We start from the raw sequence: 19,570 nt of genomic DNA on the forward strand, positions 1-19,570 counted from the left end.
AAAAAGAGTGGCGATTGCCACCCTTTTAAAACTTAGTCTAACTTAATTGCTTCGATTCTTCTTCTATTTTTCTTAGATATCTTTACAACAAATACTGCATAAGCTGTAGCAAGGATTCCTGCTAGAGGATAAGCAATCTTATAGTCTTGACCAAATCCGAGTTTGTCAGCATTAATTATAAAGGCAAATACTATGAAAGTATAGAAGATTCCTGGAATCAATGTTATTAGGTAGTTCTTATTGTTATAGATTAGATAGCTTGTAGCTACAGCTAGGGCAAAGATTGCTACAAATTGGTTTGTAAATCCGAAGTATCTCCAAAGAATATTGAATCCTTCAGGGTTAGATTTAGCAAAGTAAAGGATAGCTGCTGCTGGAACGAATAGACAAGCTGCAAGACCTGCACGCTTACCAGCTACTTTTTGGTCTAGATTAAGTTCTTCAGCTATGATTAATCTTAGAGATCTAAAGGCTGTATCACCAGATGTGATAGGAAGTGCTATAACACCGATTACCGCTATAAGTCCTCCGATATTACCCATGAAGTATCTTGAGATTTCACCAACCATAAGAGTACCAGGTGTGTCTAGAGCAGCTGTCCCTGTAGAAAAAATCACCATAGCACCTGCAGCCCATATCATGGCTATGACTCCTTCTGCAATCATTGTTGAGTAGAAGGTTGTCTTTGCTTCTCTTTCGCTTCTAATAGTTCTAGAAACTAGGGTTACTTGGGAACCGTGGAAGCCTGAAAGTATACCACATGCAACTGTGATGAAAAATGATGGGATAAATCTTTGTCCGAGTGGATGCTCAGCTAGTAGGCCTTGGCCTTTAAATGATAGGTCGCTATTTCCCTTAAATATAATTCCTATAAGTACACCAATTGCAGATATAATAAGGAAGGCACCAAATATTGGATAGATTCTTCCGATTAGCTTATCTATTGGTAGAACTGTGGAAAGGATATAGTAGGCAAAGATTACTGCATAAATTACCCATATTACATTTGAATTTGGATCTGCACCCATAATATCATTTGCAATTAAGTCTCCAGGTGTATAAACAAATACAACACCGGTTAGGAGAAGAAGGATTGCAATTACAATATTGTAGAATTTCCTACAACCTTCGCCTATGTACTTACCGACAAGTTTTGGAACTTGGCTTCCGCCATTTCTCATTGAGATAAATCCTGTACAAAAATCGTGAACTGCACCAGCAAAGACACAACCAATTGGAATTGCTATAAAAGCAATAGGTCCAAAAAGGATTCCTTGGATAGGTCCTAAGATTGGGCCAGTTCCTGCGATGTTTAGTAAGTTAATAAGCCAGTTTTTCTTCTCGCTCATAGAAACAAAGTCGACTCCGTCAGCCTTTCTAACAGCTGGAGTCTCACGATCGTCGGGTTCTAGTTGTTTTTCAACATATTTAGAATAGATGAAACCGCCGCCGATCAAAATTATAAGACCGATAATAAATAATAACATATTCCCTCCTTTATTTATGTATCTATTTTAATTATAAACGTTTGGCTGAATAATTACAAGGAAAATAACGTTTTCTAATGTAAAATATTTATTAAAAAGAGGGCGATAAAAATATTTTGAAATATAAATGTTTTGTAGAGACTTCCATCATAGTAAGATTGAATTTATCCTTATTGAAAGTATAATAATCATAGCAAAAGAGTGGGGGATGGTTTCCACTCTTTTAATCTGTTAAGACGAAGGAAGGTAATATGGATTTAACTGAAAGATTAAAGGAAGTCTTTGAATCTGATATTGAAAACTTAGGTTATGAATTAGTAGATATCGAATTTAAAGGTCAAAAAAACAACAAAATCCTAACGTTCTTTATCTATAATAAGGGAGGGATCACAATCGAGGATTGTGAGAAGGTTAGCGCTTTTCTTGATGAGAAACTAGATGAGATTGATATAATAAAAGATTCATATTATCTAGAAGTCTCAAGTCAAGATTTATCTCGCCCTCTAAAGACTGATAGAGATATAGAAAGAAATAAGGATGAGCTTTTAAAAATTAAGTTAAAAGATGGTGAAATTTTCCTAGGAAAAATCAAAGATATTGGCGAAGATTTTTATGAATTTGTCCTAGAAGATGATAATACAAAGAAGGTTAAGAAAGAAGACGTAAAAGAAATTTATATTGAGATTGTTTTCTAAGGAGATATTATGAACAATGATTTTATGTTGGCTTTGGATGAGCTTTGTAAGGAAAAGAATCTGGATAAGGAAACTATTCTAGATGCTTTACAAAAAGCCCTTATCAAAAGTTACCAAAAAAATTATGACAATGAAGAAAATGTAGATGTCATAATTGATGAAGATACTGGACAAATCGAAGTCTTTGCCCTAAAGGAAGTAGTAGATGAAGTAGACGATACTATCACAGAAATTTCCTTAAAGGATGCTTTGGAGGAAAACTCAAGCTATCACTTAGGAGATATAGCAAGGATTAAGCTTACTCCCAAAAACTTCGGTAGGGTCGCAGCCCAAACTGCAAGAAATATCGTAATACAAAAAATCAGAGATGCCCAGAGAGATTCCCTCTATGGTGAATATATCGAAAGGGCCAACGAGATGATTACAGGAACTATTCAAAGACAAGATAAGTACAATGTATACGTAAACTTAGATAAAATCGAAGGAGTAGTTCCAATTAAAGAGCAAGTTCCTACAGAAGAATATCCGGCAAACGCCAAGATGAAGTTTCTGATAAAGGAAGTGAGAAATTCTTCCAAAGAACCTCAAATCGTCTTATCTAGAGCAAGCCAAGATCTTATAACTAGACTTTTTGAGCTTGAAGTTCCTGAAATCACAGACGGAATAATTGAAATCTATTCCCTTGCAAGAGAAGCAGGATCTAGGACAAAGATGGCTGTATTTTCAAATGATGAAGAGATAGATGCGGTTGGAGCCTGCATTGGCTTTAAGGGAATTAGGGTAAATTCCATAGTTGAAGAACTACAAGGAGAAAAAATCGACATTATAAACTTTGACAAAGACATCAAAGTATTCATATCAAATGCCCTATCTCCAGCGGATATAATCGAAGTTCTTGTCAATGAAAAGGCTAAGAAGAGCCTTGTGGTTGTAGCAAGTGACCAATTATCCCTAGCTATAGGAAAAGAAGGTCAAAATGCAAGACTTGCAGCAAGACTTACTGGCTGGAAGATTGATATAAAAAGTAGCGAAGAATACGAAAACTTAAGTCAAGAAGAAATCGATGAAATACTTGGACTAAACGAGATAGAAGAAGAGGCCAGCGAAGTGGCTGATGAAGATGCTACTTTAGACGGTGAAGACATTTCTTTAGGCATTGATGAAGAAAATAATGATATTGAAGATGATTTAATAAGAGATTCTGAAGTTGAAGAAATAATAGAAGAAGAAAGTGATGATACAGTAGAAGATATTACAAATATTGATTCCACTGTAACTGTAGAAGATAGTGAAGAAGATGAATCTAATGAGGATTAGAAAATGAAAAAAGCTAAGAAGATTCCACAAAGAAAATGTGTGGTATGTGGCAAGCTTAAAGACAAAAAAGGCCTTCTAAGAGTTGTCAAAAACAAAGAAGAAGGAATTTTGATAGATGAATCTGGAAAGAAAAACGGAAGAGGCGCCTATATATGTAAGGATGAAGCTTGCATAGAGGAAGCCATCAGAACTAATAAGCTAAACCGAGTTTTTAGAACAGAAGTTTCGGACGAACTTTACGAGGAGTTAAAAGCTTATGAAGTAAATTGAGGAGAGTTATATGGCAGGAAAAGTAAGAGTATATGAATTAGCAAAAGAAAATAACATGGCAGCCAAGGAAATGGTAAAACTATTAAATGAGAAATTTGGACTAAATATCAAATCCCACATGTCCATGGTTGGTGGAAGTGATCTTGAGCTTATCCAAGGCTATTTTGATGAGATAGAAGAAGAAAAGAATAAAGCTAAAAACAAGAAACATCAAAAAGAACATAAAAAAAATAATAAAAATCATAAAAACATCAAACAAGCTAAAGATGTAGAAGAAGATGATTTTGAGGAAGAAAAACCAAGGAAAAAGAGAAAGAAAAAAAGCAAAAACAAGAAAACTTCCAAGGCTAGCAAAAAACAAGCTGAAGAGAAAAAGGACGATGGAATAATAGAAATTCCAGAAACTGTAAATGTAAAGACTTTTGCTGACAAAATAGGACAATCTCCAAATTCTGTAATAGGAAAACTAATTGGTCTTGGAGTAATGGCAGGACTCAATGATCAAATCGAGTTTGAACAAGCAGAACTAGTTGCCCTAGACTTTGGCAAGGAGATAAAACTAGAAGAAGAGTACGATGCCATTGAAGAACAACAAGTAGAACTAGATTATGAAGATAAGGAAGAAGACCTAGTTAATAGACCTCCAGTAGTTTCTGTAATGGGTCACGTTGACCATGGTAAGACTTCTATCCTTGATAAGATTAGATCAACAAGAGTTACAAGTGGAGAAGCAGGAGGTATCACCCAACATATCGGTGCATCTGTTGTAGATATCAACGATAAGAAAATAAGCTTCCTTGATACACCAGGCCACGAAGCCTTCACCGAAATGAGAATGAGGGGAGCACAAGCGACTGATATAGCAATCCTTGTAGTGGCAGCAGATGATGGTGTAATGCCACAAACTGTTGAGGCAATCAACCACGCCAAGGCTGCTGGAATACCAATTGTAGTAGCTATAAATAAGATTGATAAAGAAGTAGCCGACCCTAACAGAGTAAAACAAGAGTTAATGGAACATGGTCTTGTATCTGAAGAATGGGGAGGAGATACCATCATGGTTCCAGTATCTGCTCACACAGGAGAAGGTATTGATGACTTATTAGAGATGGTACTTCTAGTAGCTGAAATGAGAGAGCTTAAGGCAAATCCAAACAGACGTGCAGTAGGTATTATCGTAGAAGCCCAACTTGACAAGGCAAGAGGAGCAGTTGCCACAGTACTTGTACAAAAGGGAACCCTCCATGCTGGAGATTATGTAGTAACAGGATCAGCATCAGGTAGGATAAGAGCTATGTTTAACTCTCTTGGAGAAGCAATCGAAGAAGCAACTCCATCAATGCCAGCCCAAATCCTAGGTTTATCTGATGTTGCCGAAGCAGGAGATATGATCTATGCCGTAGAAGATGAAAAACTCGCTCGTGAATTTGCAGATAGGGCCGCAGAGTTTAAACGTGAAGAGCACCTTAAGGCAAAGGCTAATACCAACCTTGAAGATATGTACTCAGATATCGGAGATGGTGAGCTAAAAGAACTTAATATTATAGTTAAGACAGACGTTAAAGGAACAGTAGATGCTGTAAGCCACTCACTAGTAAAACTTTCTAATGAAGAAGTTAAGGTTTCTGTTATAGCAGGAGCTGTAGGAGGAATCACAGAATCAGATATCCTTCTTGCCCAAGCGTCTAACGCAGTTATCATAGGATTTAATGTAAGACCAACCCAAGGAGCTTTGGAAAGAGCAAAGGATAATAACATTGAAATCAGAACATATTCTGTAATCTATGAAGCAATCGAAGATGTAGAAAAAGCTATCAAGGGTATGCTTGATCCAGAATTTAAGGAAGTTGTCCTTGGTAGGGCTGAAGTACGTGATACCTTCAAGGTTCCAGGAGCAGGAACAGTTGCTGGTGTTATGGTTACAAATGGTTCTATTCCAAGAAGAGCAAGCATCAGACTTCTCCGTGACAATATCGTAATATTTGATGGTGATATTTCATCAATGAAAAGATTTAAGGACGATGCCAAAGAACTTGCAGGTGGTTACGAGGGAGGTATTGGTCTAAACAGATTCAACGATATCAAGGTTGGAGATGTCATGGAAGCCTATGAAATGGTTGAAAAGGAAAGAGATTAATGAATAAAAGAAGAACAGAAAGAATCTCATCTGAAGTCAAAAAAGAATTATCTAAAATTCTAAGAGATGACTTAAATGATCCAAGACTTAGCACAGAGGCTATGGTTACTATAACAGATGTGGAAGTAACCAACGACCTCTCTTACGCGGATTGTTTCGTAAGCGTACTAGGAGATACTACAAACAAGGAAGATGTAATCGAAGCCCTAGAACAAGCTAAAGGCTACATCAAAATTCTTATTGGAGAGAGGATGAGACTTAGATCTATGCCAGAATTTAGATTCAAAATTGATAACTCGATCGAACACGGAGCTTACATGGATAAGCTAATAGCTGAAACAATTGCAAAGGATAAGAAAGCTAATGAAGAAAGAGAAAATCAGTAAAGAAAAACTCGATAAATTTAAAGAACTTGTCGATAATGCCGAAACAATCGCAATAGCAAGCCACATCAACCCAGATGGAGACAATCTGGGTTCTACCCTTGCCCTCAGGAAATCCCTAGAGCTTTATGGTAAGAATGTCGAGCTTCTAGCCAATGATACCATAGATGATTATCTACACTTCTTGCCTGAGAAGGAAAATTACAAGGAAGCCTCAAGGGACGCTTATGACTTATTTATGATTTTGGACTGCTCAGAATTTGATAGGATAGGCGATAGCCTTACACCTATTGCTAAAGCTTCCAAAAACACCTTGGTTATAGACCATCACGTAGGAGGAGGAATAGATACAGACCTCAATCTAATCTATGACACAGCTCCTGCTACATGTGAGCTTGTATTTGAAATTATCGAAAGACTAGACCTTCCTATAGATAAGGATATAGCAAGTTTAATCTATACAGGACTATGCACAGATACCAACAGATTCCTATACTCAAATGTAACAGAATATACTTTCTATGTTGCAGGAAGACTTCTAAGCCTTGGAGCAGACAGCGAATATATCTATAGAAACCTATATCAATCAAAGCCTATGAAGGTAATGAAATTCCAAACAGAAGTTATCTCAAATGCTGAGTTTATGGACAAAAAAGCTTATTCTATTATCTCCAAGGGCCTTGTCAAAAAACACGGAGTCCAAATGGGAGATGCTGAAACAATCGTAGGCATGCTAAGAGATATAGATGAAGTTGAAGTTTCTATGATTCTTAAAGAATACGACAAGGGCGAATACAAGGTATCCCTAAGAAGTAAGGATGTCGATGTAGCAAAAGTTGCCCGTGAAAACGGAGGCGGAGGCCATATCAAGGCGAGTGGATTTTCAATTTTTGATGATTCCCTAGAAGCTGCAAGCAAGAAGGCTATTGCTATTCTAAAGGAAATTGATGTATAGCGGAATTCTAAATGTAGATAAGGAAAAGGGCATATCTTCAGCAAGGGTGGTATCTCTCGTAAGGCGAGCCCTAAATCAGAAGAAAGTTGGTCACACAGGAACCCTTGACCTTGAGGCAAGTGGGGTCCTTCCTATTGTTGTTGGGAAAGCAACTAGGGTATCCGACTACATGATGGATAAGGATAAGACCTACGAATGTCTAATGGAATTTGGGAAAAAGACCGACACTCTGGATGCAGCAGGGGAAGTTATCAAAGAAAGCTCTAAGACTTGCAAGAGGGAAGACTTAGAAGAAGTTCTAGAAAAATACAAGGGCGAGATAGAACAAATTCCTCCCATGTATTCTGCCCTAAAGGTAGACGGCAAGAAGCTTTACGACCTTGCAAGAAGCGGTAAAGAAATCGAAAGAAAGAAAAGAAAGGTCAAGATCTATGACCTTAAGCTAATAGACTTTGACTTTCCCTATGCCAAAATCTCCGTAACTTGCTCCAAAGGCACCTATATTAGAACTCTTGTAGATGATATAGGAGAAGATTTAGGGTGCTTGTCTTTTGTAAAAGAGCTTAGACGAGTTAGGGTTGGAGACTTTCTAGTAGATGAGGCAGTTAAGTCTTCTGATATTTTGGAAATGGATAAGGATAAGCTTATATTGAAACTTGAAAGAGTAGATAAGGCCCTTGATAAGTTTCCAAGATTCGACCTTTCTGATAATCTTTTCGAGAAGGCCGTAAATGGCATGACCATAAAGATAGATGAAGAGATAGACGAAGAAATTAGAGTATACTCGAGAAATGAATTTATTGGCTTGGCAAAGAGTTTTGAGAGTAGGGGCGGATATTTTCTAAAGATGGAGAAAGTATTTTATGATAGAGAAAATTAAAATATATGACCTAAATATGGACTTACCAGATCTTGAAAAAAAGGCGGTAAGTCTTGGAAACTTCGATGGAGTTCACTTAGGCCATCAAAAATTAATGAAAAATAACCTAGAAATTAGCAAAAAGTATGACCTAGAGCCTTCAGTCTTGTTGTTTAAGGAAAACACTAAACTAAGACTAAAGGATGAGAAAGAATATATGACAAGTCTTGAAGATAAGATCGAGATTTTGGCATCGATGGGGATTAATACCTTTTGCTTGATAGATTTTGATGAAAAGTTTATGAATCTTTCTCCAAGAGAATTTATAGCTGAGATTATTAACAAAAAGCTCAACGCATCCTACGTTATTTGTGGCAAGGACTACAGATTTGGTAGGAAGGCCTCAGGTGATGTCGAAACTCTTAGAAAGCTTGAAGATGAATATGATTACAAGACTTCAGTAGTTGAATTTGAAAAGGAAGATGAGGTAAACAAAATCTCATCCAATCACCTAAGAGATTTAATAAGAGAAGGAAATATCAGAAAAGTAAACAAACTCCTTGGTAGAAATTACAAGATAAAAGGAAGAGTTGTAGATGGAGCTAAAAGAGGAAGGACCTTAAACTTTCCTACAGCAAACCTTAAGCTCAGCTTTAACTATGTCCTTCCAGTAGATGGAGTTTACTTTACAAAAGTTAATATTGGCGGAGCGTCTTTTTACGCCTTAAGCAATGTAGGTACCAACCCCACCTTTGATGAAAGCCACAGAAAGGTAGAGACCTATATTCTTGACTTTAATCAAAATATTTACGGTAAGGATATTTCTATAGAATTTATAGAGTTTTTCCGTTATGATATCAGATTTGATAGCAAGGAAGCCTTGATAGATCAGATGAATTCAGATAAGGAAAAAGCCTATGCGTATCTAGAAAATATTTTGCAAAAGGAAAATGAGAAAGTATAATAGTAGACGGTACCTTTGCTAAGTAAATGATACCTCGACCTTTACTTGGTAAATGGCAAATATTATAAATGGAGGAAATTATGTTAAAAGCAGAAGAAAAACAAGCAATAATCAAAGAATACCAACTAGAAGAAGGAGATACAGGTTCTCCAGAAGTTCAAATCGCAATCCTTTCAAAAAGAATTGCTGATCTTACAGAACACTTAAAGAACAACAAAAAAGACCACTCTTCAAGAAGAGGTCTTTACAAAATGATTAGACGTAGAAAAGGCATGTTAAACTACCTAAGAGAAAATGATATTGATAGATACAGATCAATCATCGAGAGACTAGGTCTAAGAGGTTAATTATTGGCGGGGCATTCCCGCCTTATTTTATATAGAAAAACATAGGAGTAAAGATGGTAAAAACTTACAAATACGAATCAAAATTAGGCAAAGATTTTGAAGTTACTATTGGTAAATTCGCAGAACAGGCCAATGGTGAATGCTACATAAAAAGTGGCGATACTTCTTTGCTTGTAACAGCAGTTGCAAGTGAGAAGCCTAGGGAAGGGATAGACTTTTTCCCACTAATCTGTGATTTTCAAGAAAAGCTATACGCAGTAGGAAAAATTCCTGGGGGATTTCTCAAAAGAGAAGGAAAGGCAAGTGATGAGGCAACCCTTATCTCTCGTCAAATGGATAGACCTCTAAGACCACTTTTCCCAGAAAACTACTACAATGACGTACAAATCATAGCCACAGTTTTGTCTATGGATGAAGATAACCTTCCAGACCCACTTACAACAATTGGAGCTTCAATCGCTCTAGGTATATCTGACATACCATTCGATGGTCCTGTTGGAGCTTGTATGGTTGGTAAAGTTGGAGATAAGCTAATCATAAATCCAAACAAGGAAGAAAGAGAAAAATCAAGCCTTGAACTTACTGTAGCAGGTAAGAAGGGCGCTATCAACATGGTAGAAGCTGGAGCAAAGGAGATTTCTGAAGAAGAAATGCTTGAAGCAATGCTTCTTGCCCTAGAAGAAATTGGTAATATTTCTGACTTTATCCAAACTATAATCGATGATATAGGAAAAGAAAAAATCGAAGTAGATGGGGCAGAAGAGACAGAACTTGATAGAAAGATTTCAGCTGATTTTGAAGAAGAAATCAAAAACTCAATCAGAACTACAGATAAGACTGAAAGAGAAGATAATATCTTCAATATTGAGGAAGCTGCTAAGGAAAAATATCTAGAAGAATATCCAGAAAGTGAAGATGAAATTCACAGAAGGATAGATAATATCATGAAAAAAGAAGTACGTCGTATGATCTCAATCGATAAGATTAGACCAGATGGACGTGATCTTACAGAAATCAGACCACTTTCTGCAGAGGCAGGACTTCTTCCAAGAGTACACGGATCAGGACTTTTCCAAAGAGGTCAAACTCAAGTTTTATCTGTTGTAACCCTAGGCTCTCCTGCTGATGTTCAAATTATAGATGGACTTAATAGAGAAGAAATTCAAAAAAGATACATCCACCAATACAACTTCCCACCATTTTGTGTTGGAGATGTAAGACCACTTAGAGGACCAGGTCGTCGTGAGATTGGTCACGGACGTTTGGCTGAAAGAGCCCTAATACCAGTTCTTCCAGATGAAAAAGACTTCCCTTACACAATTAGAGTTGTATCAGAAGTATTATCATCAAACGGTTCAAGCTCTCAAGCCTCTATCTGTGGATCAACCCTTTCCCTAATGGATGCAGGTGTACCAATATCAAAACCTGTTGCAGGAATTGCCATGGGTCTTATCAAGGAAGATGACTCTATATCAATCCTTACAGATATCCAAGGTCTGGAAGACCACTTAGGAGATATGGACTTTAAGGTAGCTGGAACTCGTGATGGAATCACAGCCCTACAAATGGATATGAAAATCGACGGAATAACAAGAGAAGTTCTAGAAGAATCTCTAAACGATGCTCACAGTGCTAGAATGAGAATCCTAGATGTTATAGAATCTGCGATCGATAAGCCAAGAAGCGACATATCTAATTATGCGCCAAGACTATTTACAATCGACATCGATCCAGAAAAGGTTCGTGATGTAATAGGTTCCGGTGGAAAGACAATCAACAAGATTATAGATGCTACTGGAGTGAAGATCGAAACAGAAGATGATGGACACATTACAGTTGCTTCAGAAGATGGCGAAAGCGGCAAGAAAGCAATTGATATGATCAAATCTATCGTAACAGATCCAAAGCCAGGCGATATCTATACAGGTAAGGTAGTTAGGATTATGAACTTCGGAGCCTTTGTAGAAATTGCAATTGGTAAGGAAGGTCTCCTTCACATCTCTCAAATAGATCATCATAGAGTAGAAAAGGTTGAAGATGTATTAAGCGTAGGAGATGAGGTTAAGGTAAAGGTAACAGAGATTGATAGACAAGGAAGAATTAACCTATCAAGAAAGGCCCTCCTAGAAAAACCAGAAGCATGGCCAGTAGACGAATCACCTTACAGAAAAGATAAAAAAGATAAGTAAGAGCACTTAAATAAACTGTTTGAGATAGTGAAGGCTTTGACAATCCTATGTTTCTTTAAGCTAGGCGTTAGAATTTCTTCGCTTAGCTTGGAGTAGGTCTTAAGTTTACGTTTCATAAACATAGTCTCTAAGCTAAACTGTCATGGGCAGTTTATTTTTTATGCCTCTTAATATATAATTATAGAGAGGTGGATATGACTAGTAAAAATCAAAATAGAATCAGAAAAAAATCGAATAAAAAATCACCCAACAGGACCAAGACTAAAAAGCCTAGGGAAAGTAAGTTTGATTTTAGGAGATTTTCTCTAATAATGATGGCAATCCAGGTCATTTTATTTATATTTATTTTAAGTTCTAATACCGGACTTATGGGAGATGTCTTATCAGATTTCTTTGCTAAAATCTTTGGAAAATTTGCCCTAGTTTTCCCTGTTCTTGTATTTATAAGCTTTCTATCAGAGCTTAGGGGAAGATTTAGGGAAAATATATCTAAGTTCTTGCTCTTGTATGTAATATACCTACTTACCCTAGCATTGTTTTCTAGAGCTTTTATAAGAAATGAGCTTTCCTGGTCTGTCCAATATGCAGCGAGCCAAAAAACTGATGGGGGAGGAGCAATCGGTGGTGCAATTTCATTTTTCCTAGTAAATCTAATAGGAAATCTTGGCCTTTATATCCTTTATGGCCTTTCAATATTTGCTTTATTAATCGATATAAGTCCCCTAACTTATGGAGAATTTTTTGCTAAAGTTAAGGAAAGCTTTACCAAACTAGGGCAAAGCATAAAAGATTTGACCCTAAGAGCTAAAAGCTCAATCGATGAAAGAAAAAAAAGACAGGAAGAAGAAAGAATCGAAGATAAGAGAGAAGACGATTTAGGAGAAAGAAAAGCTCCAGTAAAGGAAAATCCTGTAAGTGTAAAAGAAAAAGAAGCTCCTAAAAAGGGAGAAGTAAAAAGAAGCCCTGTCAAAAACTTCGACTTAGATAGCTTAGGCGATGCCAAGGTAAATAATTACAAGTCCCGCCAAGTTGAGATGTCTGATTTCAATGAAAGTTTTAGGAGAGAATTTGGAGATTATACCTATCCATCCATCGATCTTTTGGAAGATATAAATGAAGATGGGGGAGTTGATGATAGAGAAATCAGATCTCGAGCAGTAGCTATAGAAGAGACTCTAGATTCATTCGGCATAGACGGTAAGGTTGTACAAATTGATGTAGGTCCTACAGTAACTTGTTATGAGCTAAAACCTCAAAGAGGAGTTAAGGTTAGTAAAATTGTAAACTTATCTGATGATCTAGCCCTTGCCCTTGCTACAAGCGGTATAAGAATACTCGCTCCAATTCCTGGCAAAAGCCATGTTGGAATCGAGGTTCCCAATGATAAGAAGGAAGTCGTTGGTCTTAAGGAAATCTTATCTTCAGAAAACTTCGTCAAATCCAAATATATTATTCCCTTTGCCATGGGTAAATCTGTATCAGGTGATGTTGAAGTTTCAGCGATTGAGAAGATGCCCCACCTTCTGGTATCAGGAGCGACAGGATCTGGTAAGTCCGTTTGTATCAATACCATCATAATGTCGATTCTCTATAAGCATTCGCCAAATGATGTAAAACTTCTCCTAGTAGACCCTAAGGTTGTAGAGCTTTCTATCTACAATGGCATCCCACATCTTATTATGCCAGTAATTACTGATCCTAAGAAGGCTTCATCTTCCCTTTTTTGGGCCATCAGCGAGATGGAAAAAAGATACAAATTATTTGAGAAAAATCACGTTAGAGATATAGTTGGATATAAGAAGGCCCAAGAATCTGACGATTCTATGGAAAATCTTCCATATATAGTAATTATAATAGACGAGCTTGCAGATTTGATGATGACTGTAGGAGCAGAGGTAGAAGATTATATAACAAGGCTTGCCCAAAAGTCGAGAGCTTGCGGCATTCACTTAATCATTGCGACTCAAAGACCAACAGTTGATGTTATAACAGGAACTATCAAGGCAAATATTCCTTCTAGGATTTCCTTTGCAGTAACAAGTCAAATAGACTCTAGAACAATTCTTGATAGCCAAGGAGCAGAAAAGCTTTTAGGCAAGGGTGATATGCTCTACGCTTCAAGCGATTCTATGAGACCAACTAGGATTCAGGGAGCCTTTGTTTCTGATGATGAGGTAATAAGCGTCGTCAGAGAAATCAAGGAAGGAAACGAGACCAACTACGACGAAGAAGCCATAGAGAAGGTAGAGGAAAACGTAGATAGTCCAAGCGAAGCTTCAGATGATGAGGATGAGTTAATAGATGAAGCTATAAAGCTTATAATTAACGAAAATACAGCCTCAGTATCCATGCTTCAAAGAAAGCTTAAGATAGGCTACGCTAGGGCTGGAAGGATAATAGACCAGTTGGAACAAAGAGGAGTAGTTGGAGGATATGAAGGATCTAAGCCAAGAAAGGTCTTAGTAGATAGGTCTTATTTAGAAGGAGAAGAAAATGAATTTAGCTAACAAAATAACCCTTGTAAGACTCTTTTTAATCCCTGTCTTTGTAATAATCTTTATGATTAGCGGAAGGGATATGAATATAGCAGCTATCGTCTTTATTATAGCAAGTTTTACAGATGCAGTAGATGGTCATATAGCAAGAAGCAGAAACATGATAACGAACTTTGGTAAGTTTACTGATCCATTGATAGATAAGGTCCTAACCATGGCAGCTTTCTTGGTACTAGTAGAAGATAATACAATACCTGCATGGCCTGTTATAATAATAATATCAAGGGAGCTTATCATAACAGGATTTAGGACTCTTGCGGCAGATTCTGGAATAACAATTGCAGCAAGCATGTGGGGCAAGGCAAAGACAACAAGCCAAATGATCTCGCTAGTGATGCTTTTACTAAATGCACCTAGTCTAAATAAAGCTGGAATTTTTGTCTTCTATATAGCAGTAATTCTCACGGTAATATCTGGAGTGGACTATATAGTTAAGAATAAAAAAGTCCTAGACTTAGAAAATATATAAGAGCTTTAGGAAGAAAAATAGAATAATATTAATAGGATTAGCTTTTGTAAATAATAGTTCTATCATTAAGTTAAGAGTTAAAGCATTCTTAAAAGAACTTTGACCTATAAGCTTGTGATAGAAAAGATTTTGTTTGCGAAAGCTTCTTTATTTTGTATAATGCTTTAAGAAAATTAATAAAATGATATAATAATAGTAAGATTTTGTACAGATTATATAAATAGTAGAGGAGAGTTTATGGATAAAGATAAGCAAAAAGCCTTAGACCAGGCTTTTAAAAATATAGAGAAAAAATACGGTAAGGGAGCTATAATGAAGATGGGTGAAGCTCCTAGAGTTTCAGTATCTGCTATTCCAACTGGAGCAGTCAACCTCGATATAGCTTTAGGTATAGGTGGAATTCCTAGAGGAAGAGTAGTTGAAATCTTTGGACCTGAATCATCCGGTAAGACAACCCTTGCCCTTCATATAGTTGCAGAAGATCAAAAGCAAGATCAGACCTGTGCTTTTATCGATGCTGAGCACGCCCTAGATGCAGAATATGCAGAAAACTTGGGAGTTGATATAGATAACCTAATCCTCTCTCAACCAGATACTGGGGAGCAAGGTCTGGATATAGCTGAAAGTCTTGTAAGAAGTGGAGCGGTTGACCTAATAGTAATCGACTCAGTTGCAGCCCTCGTCCCTAGAGCAGAAATCGAAGGAGAGATGGGAGATAGCCACGTCGGTCTTCAAGCGAGACTTATGAGTCAAGCCCTTAGAAGACTAACCGGTGTAATTGCAAAATCTAACACAACAGTGATTTTTATCAACCAGCTAAGAGAAAAAGTCGGAGTTATGTTTGGATCTCCTGAGACAACACCAGGTGGTCGTGCCCTTAAGTTCTACTCATCTGTAAGACTTGACATCAGAAGGATAAAGACAATAACCCAAGGAGATAATTCTATAGGATCAAGAACTAGGGTTAAAGTTGTCAAAAACAAGGTAGCTCCTCCATTCAAGGTAGTAGAGTTTGATATCATGTATGGTAAGGGTATTTCCAAATCTGGAGTACTTTTAGATACGGCTGTAGATATGGACATAGTTGATAAGGCAGGATCTTGGTTTTCCTACAAGGATGAAAAGCTCGGCCAAGGTAGGGAGAATGTAAAAGATCTCTTAGAAGAAAATTCAGAACTTATGGCCCAAATCGATGCAGAGGTTAGAAAGAGCATAATTCAAGCCCAAGAGGATGAAGAAGAAAATACAGAAGAAGATAAAAAAGAAGAAAAATAATTCATTTTAAAAGAGTACCCCAAATTCCAGTATTCGGATTTGGGGTATTTTTCTTATTCGAGAAAGCTTAATTGATTTAGTTTTCTTTCCTGAAGATTTGATAAAGATATTCCTATTAGCCTAAGCATCTCGCCCTTGTGGATATCTTCTAAGAGACTTAAGGCTTCGTTGTAGATATCTTTTGCCCTATAAATTGGCTCTTGGAGGGTAATAGATCTAGTGTGATTTTTGAATTTGGCATCCTTTATTTTTAAATTTACGGTTTTTCCTTGAATATTTTTGATATCCATCTCATCTTCTATAAGCTCAGATAAGTTTCTAAGATAGGAAGTGAGAATTGCCATATCATTGGTGTTTTGGGCAAAGGTCCTCTCTTTTCCTATACTTTTTCTAACCCTAGAAGGATTAATCTTCCTATCATCAACTCCTCTTATTACCTGATAGATATAGGCTCCTTGCTTACCAAAGTTATCAATCAGGTATTCGTAGTCGAGCTTAAGGAGGTCTTTAACTTTATAGACACCTATTTTATTTAATCTCTCGCTAGTTTTCTTACCTATGCCGTAGACTTTATTTACAGAAATATCAGGTAAGAAGTAATCTAAGTCTTCTTTTCTAATTTGAGTTATCCCATGGGGCTTTTGCCAATCGCTTGCAAGCTTTGCTAGAAACTTGTTGTAGGATATACCGATAGAAATACCTATACCAGTTTCCCTTAAGACTTCGTCTTGAAGCTTTCTAGCAAGCTTTTTGGGAGAGTCTGTTTCTACAAGTAGATAAGCTTCATCTACAGAAACTTGCTCCATTAGCTTAGCATATTCTTTTACAAGAGAAAAAACTTCTTTGGACTTTTCTCTGTAATATTTGTGATCTACTGGCAGAAGAATAAGATTTGGACAAAGTTCTTTCGCCATAAAGACAGGCATAGCTGAATGTAGGCCAAATTCTCTTGCCTTGTAGTTGGCAGTAGTAAGGATTGATTTGTTTGACAAACCTCCAACAGCTAGGGGATGATTTTTCAGTTTTGGATTTCTTAATTCTTCGCATGATGCATAAAAAGCATCACAATCGACATGGAATATGTATTTCATAAGACCATTATACTATTTGCTAGATATTAAGCCCACGATCTATGATAAAGCTTTGCCTATAAAGAGTATATACAGTATGATATTCTTATGAGAATAGATAAATTTTTAAAAAATGCGAGAATTATAAAAAGAAGACAAGTTGCTAAAGAGGCTTGTGAAAACGGCAGGGTTAAGATAAATGAAAAAGAAGCCAAGCCGGGAAGCCTCGTAGAAGAAGGAGACATAGTAGAAGTTGCCTTTGGCAAGAGCAATCTTAAATTTAGGGTTCTAAACTTGATTGACGGAGCCAAGAAAAACGATGCTTTTTCTATGTATGAGGTTATCGATGAGTAAGAAGAATTCGTATCTTAAGCAAAGAAGGAAGAAAAACCAAAGATTTCTATTGACTATCCTATCAATCCTTGCTCTATCGGCGGGATCTTTTAGCCTATACAATAAGGCTATTGAAAAAGAATACGCCAAGGTAAATAAGGATATCGAATCATTGAATAAGAAAAAAGAAGACTTGCAAATTACCATCAAGTCCTTGAAGGAAGATTACGACAATAGAAATACTGATGAGTTTAAGGAAAAGATTGCAAGAGATAGACTAGATATGGTTAAGAAATCTGAAGTGGTCTATGAAGATGACAATAATAAATAAAGTTAGAGAAACTATAATAGCGAATAAACTTATAGAAAAAGGTGATGCTATCATAGTCGGCGCAAGCGGAGGTCCCGATAGTCAGTTTTTAATCTATGCTTTGATGGAACTTAGAAAAGAAATGGATTTTACAATTATCCTTGCCCACCTAAACCACCTCCATAGGAAAGAAGCGGATTTCGATGAGAGTCTAGTCGAGAAGACCTCTGAGAAATTCGGATTAGATTTTAGGAAGAAATCTGCTAGCATGGATGATTACGCCAAGAAATATGGCCTATCTTCAGAAGATGCTGGAAGAAGGCTGAGGTATGAGTTTTTTAGGCAAATTCAAGAAGAATATCCCAAGTCAAAAATTGCCGTCGCCCACAATCTAGATGACCAGGCAGAGACTGTCCTTATGAGGATTATTCGAGGAACTGGGGTAGAAGGTCTTAGGGCTATGGATTATAGGAATGGGGATATAATAAGGCCCATCCTAGATATTAAAAAGGCTATGATCTTAGATTATTTGAACAGTGAACAAATACCCTATGCAATCGATAAGACAAATTTCACGACAGATTATACTAGAAATAAACTAAGACTTGAGATAATTCCTGAGATTGAAAAGATCAATCCGAACTTTAAGGAAAGCCTAGTCAAGCTTTCTGAAATTGCGACTGATGAGATTTCTATTAGCGATTCCTATATAAAAAATATTTATGAAGATATTATTATTCAAAGAAAAACAGATTCTGTAAGCTTTGACAAAAAAGCTTTTGAAAGTCATGATAAGGCCATACAAAGTAAGCTTATAAGAAGAGCTATAGGAGAAATAAAGAGGGAAGTTCGAGATATCTCCAAGGAAAATATTGATACATTCCTAAAGCTAGTTGATCTTGCTAATGGAAAGTCTATCATAAAAGATGATTTAGTTTTTCTTAAGTCCTATAAGTTTTATAAGTTAGGCTTAATAAAAGAAAAATCACAGAAGGGAACAAAACAAATCTCTATAGATATAGGCGAAGAGATAAGCTTTGGAGAAAAAAGGATAAGGGTAAGACAAGTCTCAGATTTTAGCAAAAAACATGGGAGAAATGTTGAATATTTCGATAGAGACAAATTAACTTTTCCCTTACAAATTAGATATAGGAAAAACGGTGATAAGTTTAAGCCGATAGGCTTAGGTCATTCGAAAAAGATTAAAGACTTTTTTATTGATATGAAGGTAGATAAGGAAAAAAGAGAAAAAATCCCCCTTATTTTATCAGAAAATGATATAATATGGGTGACATCTTTTAGAAGCTCGGAGGATTACAAGGTAGATCCTTCTACAAAAAATATTATAAAGATAGAGGTATATGATGAAGACTGACTACAGTGACATAATTGAAAGAGTATTGATTGATGAGGAAAGTTTGAAGCTAAAGATAGAACAATTAGCGAAAACCATCAACAGTCATTACGAGAATAAGGATACTTTAATACTCGTAGGAATTCTCAAGGGTTCGGTAATGTTTATGGCGGAACTTGCCAAAAATTTGAATATCGACCTTCAGATGGACTTTATGGTAGTTTCATCTTATGCGGAAAACACCTATTCAAGTGGAAATGTCAAAATCCTAAAGGACCTTGATATTGATATCAAAGACAAGGAAGTTCTAATTGTCGAAGATATTATAGATACCGGTTATACCTTAAAGAAGACTAAGGAAAACTTAATCAACAGACAGGCAAAAGACGTTAAGATTGTAACCTTACTAGATAAACCTGAAAGAAGAGAAGTAGAAATTAAACCTGACTGGACAGGATTTAAGATACCAAATGAGTATGTTGTAGGTTTTGGTCTAGACTTCGATCAAATGTATAGAAACCTACCATATATTGGCGTTGTCAAAAGATCATTTTATGAAAATATAGAAGATGCTAAATAGGTCTTTGGGCCTATTTTGTTT

The 19,570-nt window shown here is 36.5% G+C and carries 19 protein-coding genes; 17 read left to right on the forward strand and 2 right to left on the reverse strand.

What is annotated here, in order from left to right; genetic code table 11:
* Window positions 1–32: 32 nt before the first annotated feature.
* Entirely contained in the window at window positions 33–1,487 is a 1,455-nt protein-coding gene (locus C7D97_RS00290; protein WP_105300230.1) for a carbon starvation CstA family protein, read from the reverse strand.
* Window positions 1,488–1,738: 251 nt separating this feature from the next.
* Here C7D97_RS00290 and C7D97_RS00295 point away from each other — a divergent pair, with 251 nt between their 5' ends.
* The 13 genes from C7D97_RS00295 to recA all read left to right on the forward strand — a co-directional run bounded on the left by C7D97_RS00295 (window position 1,739) and on the right by recA (window position 15,902).
* Window positions 1,739–2,182: a ribosome maturation factor RimP gene (locus C7D97_RS00295; protein WP_105300231.1), complete on the forward strand. Its 444-nt coding sequence runs from the start codon at window positions 1,739–1,741 to the stop codon at window positions 2,180–2,182.
* A 9-nt stretch (window positions 2,183–2,191) separates the two neighbouring features.
* Window positions 2,192–3,499: a transcription termination factor NusA gene (gene nusA, locus C7D97_RS00300; protein ID WP_105300232.1), complete on the forward strand. Its 1,308-nt coding sequence runs from the start codon at window positions 2,192–2,194 to the stop codon at window positions 3,497–3,499.
* 3 nt (window positions 3,500–3,502) lie between these two features.
* Window positions 3,503–3,769 (forward strand): RNase P modulator RnpM, encoded by a 267-nt coding sequence (gene rnpM / locus C7D97_RS00305; protein WP_105300233.1) that lies wholly within the window; start codon window positions 3,503–3,505, stop codon window positions 3,767–3,769.
* Between the two features lie 10 nt (window positions 3,770–3,779).
* Window positions 3,780–5,906, forward strand: coding sequence for a translation initiation factor IF-2 (gene infB / locus C7D97_RS00310; protein ID WP_105300234.1), 2,127 nt, complete (start codon window positions 3,780–3,782; stop codon window positions 5,904–5,906).
* Window positions 5,906–6,292: a 30S ribosome-binding factor RbfA gene (gene rbfA, locus C7D97_RS00315; protein ID WP_105300235.1), complete on the forward strand. Its 387-nt coding sequence runs from the start codon at window positions 5,906–5,908 to the stop codon at window positions 6,290–6,292. The genes infB and rbfA overlap by 1 nt, the downstream gene beginning before the upstream one ends.
* Complete coding sequence (locus tag C7D97_RS00320; protein ID WP_105300236.1) at window positions 6,270–7,244, forward strand: DHH family phosphoesterase; 975 nt, start codon at window positions 6,270–6,272, stop codon at window positions 7,242–7,244. Before rbfA ends, C7D97_RS00320 begins: the two co-directional genes overlap by 23 nt.
* The gene (gene truB, locus C7D97_RS00325; RefSeq protein WP_105300237.1) at window positions 7,237–8,124 is read left to right on the forward strand and encodes a tRNA pseudouridine(55) synthase TruB; all 888 of its coding nucleotides are present in this window, start codon (window positions 7,237–7,239) and stop codon (window positions 8,122–8,124) included. The genes C7D97_RS00320 and truB overlap by 8 nt, the downstream gene beginning before the upstream one ends.
* A complete protein-coding gene (locus C7D97_RS00330; protein ID WP_105300238.1) occupies window positions 8,108–9,067 on the forward strand; it encodes a bifunctional riboflavin kinase/FAD synthetase in 960 nt (319 codons plus the stop codon). Before truB ends, C7D97_RS00330 begins: the two co-directional genes overlap by 17 nt.
* Before the next feature lie 80 nt (window positions 9,068–9,147).
* Entirely contained in the window at window positions 9,148–9,414 is a 267-nt protein-coding gene (gene rpsO, locus C7D97_RS00335) for a 30S ribosomal protein S15 (protein ID WP_105300239.1), read from the forward strand.
* 53 nt (window positions 9,415–9,467) lie between these two features.
* Window positions 9,468–11,603, forward strand: a complete 2,136-nt coding sequence (pnp, locus tag C7D97_RS00340; RefSeq protein WP_105300240.1) for a polyribonucleotide nucleotidyltransferase — start codon at window positions 9,468–9,470, stop codon at window positions 11,601–11,603.
* A gap of 194 nt (window positions 11,604–11,797) precedes the next feature.
* On the forward strand, window positions 11,798–14,110 hold the full coding sequence (locus C7D97_RS00345) for a DNA translocase FtsK 4TM domain-containing protein (protein ID WP_105300241.1): 2,313 nt from the start codon (window positions 11,798–11,800) through the stop codon (window positions 14,108–14,110).
* Window positions 14,097–14,627 carry a CDP-diacylglycerol--glycerol-3-phosphate 3-phosphatidyltransferase gene (gene pgsA / locus C7D97_RS00350; protein WP_105300242.1) on the forward strand — a complete coding sequence of 177 codons (531 nt, stop codon included), beginning with the start codon at window positions 14,097–14,099 and terminating at the stop codon, window positions 14,625–14,627. Before C7D97_RS00345 ends, pgsA begins: the two co-directional genes overlap by 14 nt.
* Window positions 14,628–14,864: 237 nt before the next feature.
* A complete protein-coding gene (recA, locus tag C7D97_RS00355) occupies window positions 14,865–15,902 on the forward strand; it encodes a recombinase RecA (RefSeq protein ID WP_105300243.1) in 1,038 nt (345 codons plus the stop codon).
* A gap of 53 nt (window positions 15,903–15,955) precedes the next feature.
* Here the strand turns inward: recA and C7D97_RS00360 are convergent, their stop codons facing one another.
* Window positions 15,956–16,993, reverse strand: a complete 1,038-nt coding sequence (locus C7D97_RS00360) for a DNA polymerase IV (RefSeq protein WP_105300244.1) — start codon at window positions 16,991–16,993, stop codon at window positions 15,956–15,958.
* 87 nt (window positions 16,994–17,080) lie between these two features.
* Between C7D97_RS00360 and C7D97_RS00365 the strand changes: the two genes are divergently transcribed.
* The 4 genes from C7D97_RS00365 to hpt are packed head-to-tail and all read left to right on the forward strand — an operon-like array spanning window position 17,081 to window position 19,549.
* Window positions 17,081–17,326: an RNA-binding S4 domain-containing protein gene (locus C7D97_RS00365; RefSeq protein ID WP_105300245.1), complete on the forward strand. Its 246-nt coding sequence runs from the start codon at window positions 17,081–17,083 to the stop codon at window positions 17,324–17,326.
* Window positions 17,319–17,636: an FtsB family cell division protein gene (locus C7D97_RS00370; RefSeq protein ID WP_015777573.1), complete on the forward strand. Its 318-nt coding sequence runs from the start codon at window positions 17,319–17,321 to the stop codon at window positions 17,634–17,636. The genes C7D97_RS00365 and C7D97_RS00370 overlap by 8 nt, the downstream gene beginning before the upstream one ends.
* Complete coding sequence (tilS, locus tag C7D97_RS00375) at window positions 17,620–18,990, forward strand: tRNA lysidine(34) synthetase TilS (RefSeq protein WP_105301834.1); 1,371 nt, start codon at window positions 17,620–17,622, stop codon at window positions 18,988–18,990. The genes C7D97_RS00370 and tilS overlap by 17 nt, the downstream gene beginning before the upstream one ends.
* Window positions 18,980–19,549, forward strand: a complete 570-nt coding sequence (gene hpt, locus C7D97_RS00380; protein ID WP_105300246.1) for a hypoxanthine phosphoribosyltransferase — start codon at window positions 18,980–18,982, stop codon at window positions 19,547–19,549. The genes tilS and hpt overlap by 11 nt, the downstream gene beginning before the upstream one ends.
* Window positions 19,550–19,570: the final 21 nt, after the last annotated feature.

This window comes from Anaerococcus marasmi (assembly GCF_900290195.1).
Classification (GTDB): domain Bacteria; phylum Bacillota; class Clostridia; order Tissierellales; family Peptoniphilaceae; genus Anaerococcus; species Anaerococcus marasmi.